This is a genomic window from Pseudomonas sp. AG1028, assembly GCF_007993955.1.
GTDB lineage: Bacteria > Pseudomonadota > Gammaproteobacteria > Pseudomonadales > Pseudomonadaceae > Aquipseudomonas > Aquipseudomonas straminea.
Genome location: NZ_VIVP01000014.1, coordinates 22,846 through 35,561, shown reverse-complemented (window position 1 = coordinate 35,561; position 12,716 = coordinate 22,846). Strand labels below are relative to the sequence as shown.

General features: G+C 63.3%; 16 protein-coding genes. 15 read left to right on the top strand and 1 reads right to left on the bottom strand.

What is annotated here, in order from left to right; translation table 11 throughout:
• Positions 1-94: 94 nt before the first annotated feature.
• The 14 genes from ccmA (at position 95) to FB481_RS21240 (ending at position 11,598) form a co-directional block, all read left to right on the top strand.
• Positions 95-730 (top strand): cytochrome c biogenesis heme-transporting ATPase CcmA, encoded by a 636-nt coding sequence (gene ccmA / locus FB481_RS21305; RefSeq protein WP_147177678.1) that lies wholly within the window; start codon positions 95-97, stop codon positions 728-730.
• Positions 727-1,398: a heme exporter protein CcmB gene (gene ccmB, locus FB481_RS21300; protein WP_147177676.1), complete on the top strand. Its 672-nt coding sequence runs from the start codon at positions 727-729 to the stop codon at positions 1,396-1,398. The genes ccmA and ccmB overlap by 4 nt, the downstream gene beginning before the upstream one ends.
• A 61-nt stretch (positions 1,399-1,459) precedes the next feature.
• The gene (locus tag FB481_RS21295) at positions 1,460-2,218 is read left to right on the top strand and encodes a heme ABC transporter permease (protein ID WP_178109919.1); all 759 of its coding nucleotides are present in this window, start codon (positions 1,460-1,462) and stop codon (positions 2,216-2,218) included.
• On the top strand, positions 2,215-2,391 hold the full coding sequence (gene ccmD, locus FB481_RS21290; RefSeq protein ID WP_147177672.1) for a heme exporter protein CcmD: 177 nt from the start codon (positions 2,215-2,217) through the stop codon (positions 2,389-2,391). The genes FB481_RS21295 and ccmD overlap by 4 nt, the downstream gene beginning before the upstream one ends.
• Complete coding sequence (gene ccmE, locus FB481_RS21285) at positions 2,388-2,852, top strand: cytochrome c maturation protein CcmE (RefSeq protein WP_147177670.1); 465 nt, start codon at positions 2,388-2,390, stop codon at positions 2,850-2,852. Before ccmD ends, ccmE begins: the two co-directional genes overlap by 4 nt.
• Positions 2,849-4,822, top strand: a complete 1,974-nt coding sequence (locus FB481_RS21280; protein ID WP_147177668.1) for a heme lyase CcmF/NrfE family subunit — start codon at positions 2,849-2,851, stop codon at positions 4,820-4,822. Before ccmE ends, FB481_RS21280 begins: the two co-directional genes overlap by 4 nt.
• Positions 4,819-5,355 carry a DsbE family thiol:disulfide interchange protein gene (locus FB481_RS21275; RefSeq protein WP_093503486.1) on the top strand — a complete coding sequence of 179 codons (537 nt, stop codon included), beginning with the start codon at positions 4,819-4,821 and terminating at the stop codon, positions 5,353-5,355. The genes FB481_RS21280 and FB481_RS21275 overlap by 4 nt, the downstream gene beginning before the upstream one ends.
• Entirely contained in the window at positions 5,352-5,837 is a 486-nt protein-coding gene (locus FB481_RS21270; RefSeq protein WP_147177666.1) for a cytochrome c-type biogenesis protein, read from the top strand. The genes FB481_RS21275 and FB481_RS21270 overlap by 4 nt, the downstream gene beginning before the upstream one ends.
• Entirely contained in the window at positions 5,834-7,045 is a 1,212-nt protein-coding gene (gene ccmI, locus FB481_RS21265) for a c-type cytochrome biogenesis protein CcmI (RefSeq protein WP_147177665.1), read from the top strand. The genes FB481_RS21270 and ccmI overlap by 4 nt, the downstream gene beginning before the upstream one ends.
• Positions 7,042-7,395, top strand: coding sequence for a hypothetical protein (locus FB481_RS21260; protein WP_147177664.1), 354 nt, complete (start codon positions 7,042-7,044; stop codon positions 7,393-7,395). The genes ccmI and FB481_RS21260 overlap by 4 nt, the downstream gene beginning before the upstream one ends.
• 205 nt (positions 7,396-7,600) lie before the next feature.
• Entirely contained in the window at positions 7,601-8,440 is an 840-nt protein-coding gene (locus tag FB481_RS21255) for an IclR family transcriptional regulator C-terminal domain-containing protein (RefSeq protein ID WP_147177663.1), read from the top strand.
• Between the two features lie 232 nt (positions 8,441-8,672).
• On the top strand, positions 8,673-9,500 hold the full coding sequence (locus FB481_RS21250; protein WP_147177662.1) for an SDR family oxidoreductase: 828 nt from the start codon (positions 8,673-8,675) through the stop codon (positions 9,498-9,500).
• Between the two features lie 336 nt (positions 9,501-9,836).
• Complete coding sequence (locus tag FB481_RS21245) at positions 9,837-11,006, top strand: CynX/NimT family MFS transporter (protein WP_147177661.1); 1,170 nt, start codon at positions 9,837-9,839, stop codon at positions 11,004-11,006.
• 157 nt (positions 11,007-11,163) lie between these two features.
• Positions 11,164-11,598: a hypothetical protein gene (locus FB481_RS21240; protein WP_093507713.1), complete on the top strand. Its 435-nt coding sequence runs from the start codon at positions 11,164-11,166 to the stop codon at positions 11,596-11,598.
• 147 nt (positions 11,599-11,745) lie between these two features.
• Here the strand turns inward: FB481_RS21240 and FB481_RS21235 are convergent, their stop codons facing one another.
• Positions 11,746-11,982, bottom strand: a complete 237-nt coding sequence (locus FB481_RS21235; protein WP_147177660.1) for a YheU family protein — start codon at positions 11,980-11,982, stop codon at positions 11,746-11,748.
• A gap of 306 nt (positions 11,983-12,288) precedes the next feature.
• Here FB481_RS21235 and ihfB point away from each other — a divergent pair, with 306 nt between their 5' ends.
• Positions 12,289-12,576 (top strand): integration host factor subunit beta, encoded by a 288-nt coding sequence (ihfB, locus tag FB481_RS21230; RefSeq protein ID WP_013791075.1) that lies wholly within the window; start codon positions 12,289-12,291, stop codon positions 12,574-12,576.
• The last annotated feature ends 140 nt before the right edge of the window (positions 12,577-12,716 follow it).

Below are 12,716 nucleotides of genomic sequence, written 5' to 3'. Positions count from 1 at the left end.
TCAGCCTCATGGGCATGTATAATCGCGGCCATTGCGAACGTCCGCACCAGTATAGCGGCCACAATCGTCTCGACTTGAACCAGGTGCCCGCGTTGTGAGCAGTCCTTTTCTTGAAGCCACGGCGCTGTCCTGCGAACGGGACTGGCGCCTGCTGTTCGAGAATCTCGACATTAGGCTGGATGCCGGGCAGATGCTGCAAGTCTCAGGTCCTAACGGCAGCGGCAAGACTAGCTTATTGCGGGTGCTTGCCGGCCTCAGGGCGCCCACCAGCGGCACTGTACGCCTGAACGGGCAACCGCTTGCCGAGCGCGGTGGCGACCTGGCTGGTGAGCTTTTGTGGATCGGCCATGCCGCCGGCATCAAGGGGCTGCTCAGTGCGGAAGAAAACCTTGCCTGGCTGTGCGCGTTGCATCGCCCGGCGAGCCGCGAGCAGATCTGGCAGGCTCTGGCCGCCGTCGGTCTGCGCGGGTTCGAAGATATTCCCTGTCATACGCTGTCTGCCGGTCAGCAACGCCGCGTGGCGCTGGCGCGGCTGTATCTGGACAGCCCACCGCTATGGATTCTCGACGAACCCTTTACTGCCTTGGACAAACAGGCGGTGAGCCAGCTCGAGGCGCACCTGGCGGCCCATTGCCGCAACGGCGGCCTGGTGATCCTCACCACCCACCATGCTCTGAGCGGCATGCCGGATGGCTACCGTGAACTTGATCTGGGACAGCATGGCGCATGAATAGCGTGTTTATGCTGCTGGTCGTGCGCGAGGCACGGCTGTTGTGTCGCCGCCCTGCAGAGCTGGCCAATCCACTGGTGTTCTTCGCTATCGTCATCGCCCTGTTTCCGCTGGCCGTCGGTCCGCAAACGCAACTGCTGCAAAGCCTTTCGCCCGGCCTGGTGTGGGTTGCGGCGCTGTTGGCGGTGCTGCTTTCCCTCGATGGCCTGTTTCGCAGTGACTTTGAAGATGGGTCATTGGAGCAATGGGTGCTGTCGTCACACCCGTTGCCAATCCTGGTGCTCGCCAAGGTGGCAGCGCACTGGCTGTTCTCCGGCCTGGCGCTGGTGGTGCTCTCGCCACTGTTGGCCCTGATGCTCGGCCTGCCGGCGCGCTGCCTGCAGGTGCTGCTGGCCTCACTGCTGCTGGGCACGCCGATCCTCAGTCTGCTCGGTGCCATTGGTGCAGCCCTGACCGTGGGCCTCAAACGCGGCGGGCTGTTGCTGGCGCTGCTGATTTTACCGTTGTACATCCCGGTGCTGATTCTTGGCAGCGGGGCCTTGCAGGCGAGTCTGCAAGGTTTGCCGGTCGCCGGGCACCTGCTCTGGCTGGCCAGCCTCACCGCCCTGACGGTAACCCTGACACCCTTCGCCATTGCCGCCGGCCTGAAAATCAGCGTCAGCGAATGATTGAACCGTGTGACCAGGTCGGCCTCCCATTCGGCGCTGACCTAGGAGACAGATGAGTAACCTGATGAACTGGACATGGTTTCACAAGCTGGGCTCGCCCAAATGGTTTTACGAGATCAGTGGCCGCTGGTTGCCCGGCTTTGCCATCGCCGCCGCCGTGCTACTGGCCGTGGGTACGGTCTGGGGGTTGGCCTTCGCGCCGCCGGATTACCAGCAGGGCAACAGCTTCCGGATCATCTATATCCACGTGCCAGCGGCGTTCCTGGCCCAGTCGATCTACGTGATGCTCGCCGTTGCCGGCGTGGTTGGCTTGGTGTGGAAGATGAAGCTGGCCGATGTTGCCCTGCAACAGGCGGCACCCGTTGGCGCCTGGATGACCGCCATCGCGCTGATCACCGGCGCCATCTGGGGTAAGCCGACCTGGGGCACCTACTGGATCTGGGATGCGCGACTCACCTCAATGCTGATCCTGCTGTTCCTGTACTTCGGCGTGATTGCCCTCGGCCAGGCGATCAGCAACCGCGACAGCGCCGCCAAGGCCACCGCGGTGCTGGCGGTGGTGGGCGTCATTAATATCCCGATCATCAAGTACTCGGTGGAGTGGTGGAACACCCTGCACCAGCCGGCCACCTTCAGCGTGATCGAAAAACCGGCGATGCCGGTGCAGATGTGGCTGCCGCTGCTGATCATGGTGCTGGGCTTCTACTGCTTCTTCGCCGCCGTGCTGCTGATGCGCATGCGCCTCGAAGTGCTGCGCCGGGAAGCGCGCAGCAGTTGGGTGAAAACCGAGATCCGCGCGCTGGTGGAGGGCAAACGATGAGCTTCGCGTCATTCGCCGACTTTCTCGCCATGGGCAACCATGGCGCCTACGTGTGGTCGGCCTACGGTATCTGCCTGGTGGTGCTGGTGCTCAATTTCTTGCTGCCGCTGCAGGCCAGGCGCCGGTACTTGCAGGATGAGGCGCGCCGTATGCGCCGGGAGGAGTCACGTTGAACGCCGTTCGCAAGAAGCGCCTGTTTATCGTGCTGGCGATCGTTGCCGGCGTCGGTATCGCCGTGGCGCTGGCTCTGAGCGCCCTGCAGCAGAACATCAACCTGTTCTACACCCCCACGCAGATCGCCAACGGCGAGGCGCCACGCGATACCCGTATCCGTGCTGGCGGCATGGTGGAAAAAGGTTCTGTGAAGCGCTCCAGTGATTCGTTGCAAACCGATTTCGTGGTCACCGACTACGCAGCGCGAGTGACCATTCGCTTCCATGGCATCCTGCCGGATCTATTCCGCGAAGGGCAGGGCATCGTGGCCATGGGCAAGATCGATGATGCCGGCCTGCTGCAAGCCGATGAAGTACTGGCCAAGCACGACGAGAACTACATGCCGCCGGAGGTCAAACAGGCCCTGGAGAAGAGCGGCATGAACACGCAATACGAGAAGGTCGGGGAGGCCGCGCAATGATTCCCGAACTCGGCCACCTAGCGATGATTCTGGCCCTGTGCCTGGCCCTGGTGCAGGCGACTTTGCCGCTGATCGGCGCCTGGCGCGGCGACCGCCAGTGGATGAGCCTAGCGCAGCCGGCGGCCTGGGGGCAGTTCGCCTTTCTGGCCTTCGCCTTCGCTTGTCTCACCTACGCCTTCATGATCGATGACTTTTCCGTGGCCTACGTGGCGCAGAACTCCAATACCGCGTTGCCCTGGTACTACAAGTTCAGCGCCGTGTGGGGCGCTCACGAAGGCTCGTTGCTGCTCTGGGCCCTGATTCTCGGCGGCTGGACCTTTGCCGTGGCGATCTTCTCGCTGCAGCTGCCCGAGGAAATGCTCGCCCGCGTGCTGGGTGTGATGGGCATCATCAGCGTCGGCTTCCTGCTGTTTCTGATCGTCACCTCCAACCCCTTCACCCGCCTGCTGCCGAACGTGCCGGCCGATGGCCGCGACCTCAACCCGCTGCTGCAGGACTTCGGCCTGATCATTCATCCGCCGATGCTCTACATGGGCTACGTGGGCTTCTCGGTGGCCTTCGCCTTCGCCATCGCCGCGCTGCTTGGTGGCAAGCTGGACGCCGCCTGGGCGCGCTGGTCGCGGCCGTGGACCATCATCGCCTGGGCCTTTCTCGGCATCGGCATCGCCCTGGGTTCCTGGTGGGCGTATTACGAATTGGGCTGGGGCGGCTGGTGGTTCTGGGACCCGGTGGAGAACGCCTCGTTTATGCCCTGGCTGGTCGGCACGGCGCTGATCCACTCCCTGGCAGTGACCGAGAAGCGCGGTGTGTTCAAGAGCTGGACGGTGCTGCTGGCCATCGCCGCGTTCTCCCTGAGCCTTTTGGGTACCTTCCTGGTGCGCTCCGGCGTGCTGACCTCGGTGCATGCCTTTGCCAGCGACCCGGAGCGCGGCGTGTTCATTCTCGCCTTCCTGCTACTGGTGGTCGGCGGCTCGCTGACCCTGTTCGCCTTGCGTGCGCCGGTGGTGCGCAGCCAGGTCGGCTTCGGCCTGTGGTCGCGGGAGACCCTGCTGCTGGCCAATAACCTGATTCTGGTGGTGGCCGCCTCGATGATCCTGCTCGGCACCCTTTATCCGCTGGTGCTCGATGCCCTGAGCGGCGCCAAGCTGTCGGTCGGTCCGCCATATTTCAATGCGCTGTTCGTGCCGCTGATGGGCTTGCTGATGGCGGTGCTCGCGGTCGGCGTGCTGGTGCGCTGGAAGGACACGCCGCTGCGCTGGCTGCTCGGCATGCTCACCCCGGTGCTGGTCGCCAGTGTGGCACTGGCGTTGCTGGCCAGCCTGCTATGGGGCGATTTCCACTGGGCGGTGCTCGGCGTCTGCCTGCTGGCCGCCTGGGTAACCCTGGCCGGGCTGCGTGACATTCAGGACAAGACTCGCCACAAGGGCTTTTTCAAAGGCATGACCAGCCTGGGCCGCAGTTACTGGGGCATGCAGCTGGCGCACCTGGGGCTGGCGGTCTGCGCGCTGGGCGTAGTACTGACCAGTTTGGGCAGCTTCGAGCGCGACATGCGCATGGCGCCTGGCGAAGCGGTGGAGTTGGGCGGCTACCGCTTCGTGTTCGAAGGGGCGGCGCATCACGAGGGGCCGAACTTCATTTCCGACCGCGGCACGGTGCGCATCTTCGACGGGGAGAAGCAGATCGCCGTGCTGCACCCGGAAAAGCGTCTGTACACCGTGCAGCAATCGGTGATGACCGAAGCCGGCATCGACGCCGGGCTGACCCGCGATCTGTTCGTCGCCCTCGGCGAGCCGCTGGGGCAGGGTGCCTGGGCGGTGCGCATCCATATCAAACCCTTCGTTCGCTGGATCTGGCTGGGCGCCCTGATGATGGGCTTCGGTGGCTTTCTCGCTGCTGCCGACAAGCGCTACCGGATGAAAGTCAAAAGCCGCGTGCGTGACGCGCTGGGCCTGCAGGAGGCACGTGCATGAGACGCCTGATCTTGTTGCTACCGCTGGTGATATTTCTCGGCGTGGCGGTATTTCTCTACCGTGGGCTGTTTCTCGACCCGTCCGAGCTGCCGTCGGCGCTGATCGACAAATCTTTCCCGGCGTTCTCGCTGCCGGCGGTGGAGGGCGATCAGCTGATCACCCAGCAGAACCTGCTCGGCAAACCCTCGCTGGTCAACGTTTGGGCCACCTGGTGCGTGGCCTGCAAGGTCGAGCATCCGGTGCTCAACAAGCTGGCGTCCATGGGCGTGAACATCCACGGCGTGAACTACAAGGATGACAACGCCGCCGCGCAGAAATGGCTGAGCGAATTTCATGACCCGTACCAGCTCAACATCAGCGACCCCAAGGGCACGCTTGGCCTGGATCTCGGCGTTTACGGGGCGCCGGAGACCTTCTTCGTCGACGCCAAGGGCATCATTCGCCACAAGTTTGTCGGCGTGATCGACGAGGCGATCTGGCGCGAGAAGCTGGCGCCGCTGTACCAGCAGATGGTCGATGAGGCCGGCCAATGATGCGCCTGTTTAGCGGCCTGGTTCTGCTGCTGGCGTTGGGCGGTGTCGCCCAGGCTGCCATCGACACCTATGAGTTCGCCAGCGAGGCCGAGCGCGATCGCTACCGCCAGCTCACCGAGGAGCTGCGCTGCCCGAAATGCCAGAACCAGAACATTGCCGACTCCAACGCGCCGATCGCAGTGGACCTGCGTGCCGAGATCTACCGCAAGCTCGAGGCGGGTGAGAGCAATGCGCAGATCATCGATTACCTGGTCGCACGCTATGGCGATTTCGTGCTCTACAAACCGCCGGTCAGTGGTCGCACGCTGCTGCTCTGGTACGGCCCGGCGGCGCTGCTGGCCGGCGGTTTCGTGCTGCTCGGAGTGATCGTCCTGCGCCGCCGCAAGTCCAGTGGTGAGGCTGCCACGGGTCTGTCACAGGAAGAACAGCAACGTCTGGCGCACCTGCTCGAGCAGGTGCCTGAGGATAAGAAAGCCCCATGATCGAATTCTGGTTGTCCGCCGGCCTGTTGTGTCTGGTCGCGGTGAGTTTCCTGCTCATCCCGCTGCTGCGCGGGCGCAAGGTGCAGGCCGAGGAAGATCGCACCGCGCTCAACGTGACGCTCTATCAGGAACGCCTGCGCGAGCTGGAACTGCAGCATCAGGCCGGCACCCTGGATGCAGCGCAATGGCAGGCTGCCCACGACGAAGCGGCCCGCGAGCTGCTGGCTGACACGGAGGGCAGTGACGTTCGCCAGGCACGTCGCCTCGGGCGCGTCGTGCCGCTGCTGGCGGTGGTGCTGGTGCCCGTGCTGGCCGTGGTGCTGTACCTGCAGTGGGGCGCCATCGACAAGGTCGAGCAGGCGCGCACATTCGCCGCAGAGCCGCGCAGCATCGAAGAAATGACCACGCGCCTGGAGCAGGCCGTGAAGAGTAATCCGGATTCAGCCGAAGGCTGGTATTTCCTCGGCCGCAGCTACATGGCCCAGCAGCGCGCGGCGGACGCTGCCCGTGCGTTCGAGCAGGCGGTCAAGGTGGCGGGGCGCGAACCGGAGTTGCTCGGCCAGTGGGCTCAGGCGCTGTACTTCGCCGCTGGCAAACAGTGGGGCCCGCAGCTGGATTTGCTGACCAGCGAAGCCTTGAAAGCCGACCCGGAGGAGGTGACCAGCCTGGGCCTGCTGGGCATCGCCGCCTATGAGGAACAGCGCTTCGCGGATGCCATCGGCTATTGGCAGCGACTGGTGGCCGTGCTGCCCGAGGGCGATCCCTCACGCCAGGCGATTGCCGGCGGTATCGAGCGCGCGCGGCAGGAGCTGGGCTCGTCGGCTGAAAGCGCTACCAGCGCCGCACAGCCGCAAGCAGTGGCCGGTTTGCAGGTGCGTGTCGAGTTGGCCGAGGTGCTGCGCGACAAGGTGCAGCCGGGCGATGCGGTATTCGTCTTTGTCCGGGCCGCTTCCGGGCCGCCGATGCCGCTGGCGGCCAAACGCTTGACCGTGGCTGACCTGCCGGCGCAGCTCAGCCTCTCGGACAGCGATGCGATGATGCCGCAACTGAAACTTTCCGCGTTCGACCAGGTTCAACTGGTAGCGCGCATTTCGCGCGCCGGCGATGCGAAAAGCGGCGAGTGGATCGGCCAGGGGCAACCGGTGGCCAGCAGCACCCAGGACGTGCAACGCCTTGTCATCGATAGCCCTGACGGCACACCTCCATGAACAGACTGATTTCGGCTGCCGTGGCAGCCACCTTGTTGAGCCTCGCTGGCTGTACCCTTCATAGCCCGGCGCCTGGCACGCCAACTGGCGGGCCTTCCGCACCAACTACAGGCTCGCCGCCGGTAGCCAAATCCCATCCGCGTTTCGCGCCGCCGCCGGGCGTGTCCAGCCATTGGAACAACGCCCTTGGCGTGTACGAGATCGACTCGGAGCGCTACACCTACTACCGCGAGCGTACCTTCTACCGCTGGCAGGATGGCTGGAGTTGGGCCGGTACCCTGCAAGGCCCGTGGGAGCCAGTGGACAGTACAGGTGTGCCGCCGCAGTTGTATCGCCATCACGCGCAGTGACGCCCGCACAGGTATTGATTTGCCAGACTGAGTCGTCCTGATAAAGGGCGGCTCGTTCGTTACGGCTCCCATTAATCTTCCGCTCGCATGTCAGGGACTTTTTCAGACGTCTTGGTTAGCGGCAGCCTGTAGCCGGCTTCGCGTCTTGCGATTATCGAACTGCGGTTCGATAATCGCGCAAACCGTCTGGACGAGTGACAGTGCCATGCCCGAATCCCGTTCCGTGCCCAGTTCGATGGCGCCGCCGATCATCGCGTCGCCGGCCAAGCGTATCGACGCCTTTACCGGCGACCCCAACTTCATGACCTCGCTGGCCCGTGGCCTGGCCGTGATCCACGCCTTTCAGGAGCGTAAGCGTCACCTGACCATCGCCCAGATCAGCCACCGCACCGAGATTCCCCGCGCTGCCGTTCGCCGTTGTCTGCACACTCTGATGAAGCTCGGCTATGTGACCACCGACGGGCGCGTCTACTCGCTGCTGCCCAAGGTGCTGACTTTGGGCCACGCCTATCTGTCCTCGACGCCAATGGCCGTCACCGCGCAGCCGATTCTCGACCGCCTCAGCGAGCAATTGCACGAAGCCTGTTCGATGGCGACGCTGGAGGGTGACGAGATTCTCTACATCGCGCGTTCGGCGACGCCGCAGCGGTTGATCTCCGTCGACCTGAGCGTGGGTAGCCGTCTGCCGGCCTATTGCACCTCGATGGGTCGTATCCTGCTGGCGGCGCTGGATGATGCCGCGCTGGACGACTACCTGAGCCACGCCGACCTGCAGGTGAAAACCAGCCGTACCCTGCACACCCCCGAAGACCTGCGCGTCAATATCGAGGAGATCCGCCGCCAGGGCTGGGTGATCATCGACCAAGAGCTGGAAGTCAGCCTGCGCTCAATTGCCGTGCCGTTGAAGGATTCCGCCGGCCAAGTGCTGGCGGCGCTCAATGTCGGCACCCATGTGGGCCGCGTGTCGCGTCAGGAACTGGAAAACCGCTTCCTGCCCATTCTGCTGGAAGCCAGCCACGAACTGAGCACCCGCCTGTTTCAATAACGCTCTACCCCCCCCCCCCCGGGTGCCGCCATGCTCGACCCGGGCTACCTAGCAGTGATCCCGGAACCGTAGCCGGGGTTGAGCGAAGCGATACCCAGGAATAACCGGTCGCGCGAGCCGCGTCATACCCACCCCGCGGTGCGCCCATTCAACAACCTGATGATGGCTGGGCGCCGCCTGCGCCTTCGCTACACTCGGGCTGTCTTTCATTAGCCAGCAGGGCAGGTTGAGCATGAGCAATCGCATGATGATCACGGGGGCCGGCTCCGGCCTGGGGCGCGAGCTGGCATTGCGCTGGGCACGCGAGGGCTGGCGGCTGGCGCTGTCGGACGTCAACGACGCCGGGCTGGCGGAAACCTTGCGCCTGGTGCGCGAGGCCGGTGGTGACGGTTTCACCCTGCGCTGCGACGTGCGTGATTACAGCCAGCTGACCGCCCTGGCGCAGGCCTGCGAAGAGAAGTTCGGCGGCATCGACATCATCATCAACAACGCTGGCGTGGCCTCGGGCGGCTTCTTCGCCGAACTGTCGCTGGAGGACTGGGACTGGCAGCTGGCGATCAACCTGATGGGCGTGGTCAAGGGCTGCAAGGCCTTTCTGCCGCTGCTAGAACGCAGCCACGGGCGCATCATCAATATCGCCTCGATGGCGGCGCTGATGCAGGGCCCGGGCATGAGCAACTACAACGTCGCCAAGGCCGGCGTGGTGGCGCTGTCGGAAAGCCTGCTGGCCGAACTCAAGCCGCTGCAGGTCGGTGTGCACGTGGTCTGCCCATCGTTCTTCCAGACCAACCTGCTCGACTCCTTCCGCGGGCCGACGCCGGCCATGAAGGCTCAGGTCGGCAAGCTCCTGGAAAGTTCGCCGATCAACGCCGAGTTCATCGCCGACTATATCTTCAAGGCCGTCGCCGCTGGCGAGTTCATGATCCTGCCCCACGAGCAGGGCCGCCAGGCCTGGGCGCTGAAGCAGAAGAACCCGCAACTGCTGTATGACGAGATGACCCTGATGTGCGAGAAGATGCGCGCCAAGGCGGCCGGGCAGCGCGAAACGAAGACGTCTTGAACCTGTTCACGAGCGTTGGTTTTCCGGGAGCTTGTATCCCGTGCATCGGCTGCAAGAAGGCAAAAGCGGTCGGTGAGCAGCTTATATTTCGTAGGAGGGGCTTTAGCCCCGAGCTTTACAAGGGGGCAAAGATCTCGGGGCTAAAGCCCCTCCTACGAGTTGCGACCGACTGCTCCTGCCATGCCGTAGTCTTTACAGATGCAATTACGGCGGGTGATCCTGAACAGCTTCTCAGGCCATTGCACAGTGCGAGCACTGGCTCGCGCTTGCCCTAATCGAAACGCACGAGTAGGGTTGCCGGCTCGGCCGAACCTGGCCGCATGATCAGGAACTCGTGTGAAACCCGTCTCCCGCGCTTTACTGCTGCTGGCTCTGGTGGCCGCAGCGGTGAATCTCCGCCCCGGCATTACCTCGCTGGCGCCGCTTATCGAGCGTATCGCTCAGGAACTGTCCCTCAGCCGCGGCTTTATCAGCCTCACCACGGCGCTACCGGTGCTGTGTATGGGCCTGCTGGCGCCCCTTGCGCCGCGGCTTGCCGTGCGGCTGGGCCTGGAGCGCACCATCACGCTGTGCCTGGGTGCCATCGCCCTGGCATTGGTGCTGCGCCTGGTCAGCCATTCCAGCAGCATTCTCGTTGGTAGCGCCGTGCTGCTAGGCGCCGCCATCGCCATTGCCGGGCCTTTGTTGTCGGGCTTCATCAAACGCCATTTCGCCGGTCGCATGGGCCAGGTGTTGGCCTGGTACTCGTTGAGCATGGCTATCGGTGGCGCCATCGGTGTAGTGCTGACCATGCCGGTCACCCAGCTGTTTGGCGATGACTGGAGCTACGGCCTGGCCATCTGGGCAGTGCCCGCTGTGCTGGCAGTGGTCATCTGGTGCTGCCTGCCCAAGCAGCATGTCGAGCCGCTGAGTCAGGAGGATGCCTCCGCCGGTTTGCCCTGGCGCGAGGGGCGGGCCTGGTTGATCAGCGCCTATTTTGCCCTGCAGGCTGGGCTGTTCTACGCGGTGGCGACCTGGACGGTGGCGCGTTACCAGGAGGCGGGCTTATCGGCGATGCACAGCAACACGCTGTTCAGCCTGGCCATGCTGATGGGGCTGCCGAGCTCCTTCGTGCTACCCATGCTGGTGCAGCGCTTCAACCGTTACCTGCTGATGGTCGGCTGCGGCTCCCTGACCCTGGTCAGCCTGGTGATGATCACCTTTGCGCCGACCTTCATCCCGGAATTCTGGGCGCTGACCCTGGGGTTCGGCATGAGCGGTTCCTTCGCCTTGTCGCTGCTGCTGCCGATCTACGAGGCCGGCTCGCCCATGGCGGTCAGTCGCTGGACTGCCATGATGCTCGGCTCGGGCTACAGCGTCGCATGCCTGAGCCCGGTACTCAGCGGTCTGGCGCGCGACCTTTCGGGCACTTATCAGGTGCCGTTCCTGGTGCTCACGGGTATGGCGGTGGTGATGGTGCTGCTGGCCTGGTCGATGCGCAAAGGTCCGCGCAGTCCTTCAGTGTGAATGGCTTCGTAGCCCGGGTAGAGCGAAGCGAAACCCGGGACATCGCCTAGCCGATTGAATGACACTCATCACTGTCCTGACCGCTCGCCCGGCCCGCAGCATTCCCCTCACTCGTGCGCTGTGATAGAAGGCTGCCAGTTTTTATCGGAGTGCCCCCGTGGAATCGGAATCCATCGTCTACGGCAATATTCGTGACTGGCCGTCGGACAGCGCTGCGGAGAGTCGCCTGCGCCGCCTGCTTAACCGGCAGGTGCTCGACGCATTGCCGACCGGAGATGCCTGGCCGTTTCTCGGTCGCGAGATGTTCTCCTGCTGCCAGCAACCGGGCAGCGGTCTGTACCAGACCCAGGTGATTCACTTCGGCGCCAGTTACCAGACCATCGAGTACGAATGGAAGCTGTGGGTCGCCGAGTTCGAGGCGCTGCTCAAACGCCTCTACTGGGCCAGCGCCGTGGTGCACCTGGAAACCGAACTGAACGGCACCCACACCTTCCGCTGGGAAGCCGAATCAGAAAGCGGCCTGCATAGCCCTCAGGACGGTGCGCTTCGCGTGCGCTGCGCCTGGGAAAGGGAAGGGGGATTACGCGGATAACGCGTTGACCAAGCCATTCGCCGCGGGGCGCGGTTCCTACGCGATTGAAGGCAACCTAACACCCGCGTAGGAGCGCCGCCCCGGCGCGAATCGATTGTTGCCTTACATCGCAATATGAACGTACGTGTTCAGTTGCAGGCGCCATGATCAGTCCTCATCCACCAGCCATTCCCTGGGCACGTCGCGCTTCAGCGCCAGCTGGCACTGCTGGCTTTCCGGATCGAATACGATTACCGCTTCACCTTTATCCAGCGCACGCCGCACGCGGTCGACGCGGGTTTGCAGCGGCGTGTCATCACCATTATCGGTGCCATCGCGGGTCACGAAATCTTCGATCAGGCGGGTGAGGGTATCTGCCTCGAGCAGATTGGCGGGGATCAGCAAGGTTTTCTCCTGAGGCGCAGCGTGGCTTTTAACCATCGTATGCATGGGGTTCGTTGGACGGTGCTCACTAGCATTTGATCACGCCAGCGCGCGACCGCTCAGCAACATTGCGGGCGAATCGCCATGCCCGCCAACAATCCTGTTCAGTCAAAGACTTAGGTTTACATGCCGGAAACGACGGCAATCGATTCACGACGTCAACCACATTTTCGAAGTTGATGATTTTTTAGGCTGTTCAAAAGCTGACCAGCGTGCTACAACCTTTCCCATCGAGTGACATAGCCGCTTGAAAACGAAGGGAAAAGCATGACCAAGTCGGAGTTGATCGAAAGAATCGTCACCCATCAAGGGCAGCTTTCAAACAAAGATGTCGAGCTGGCCATCAAGACCATGCTGGAACAGATGTCCCAGGCGCTGGCGACCGGTGACCGCATCGAGATTCGCGGCTTTGGCAGCTTTTCTCTCCACTATCGCGCGCCGCGCGTCGGTCGCAACCCCAAGACCGGTCAGTCGGTACGCCTGGATGGCAAGTTCGTACCGCACTTCAAGCCTGGCAAGGAATTGCGTGATCGGGTGAACGACGAGGAGGAGTGATTCTCGAAGTTTTCACGCCAGTTGATCTCATTACTCGACACTATGCGAACGAGAGCCAGTTCACGCCATAAGCCTGCAAAGGGCAGCGGTACAATCTACCGTTTTTTCTTGAAATAAAATTTTCCGAGCCCTTAAGGCCG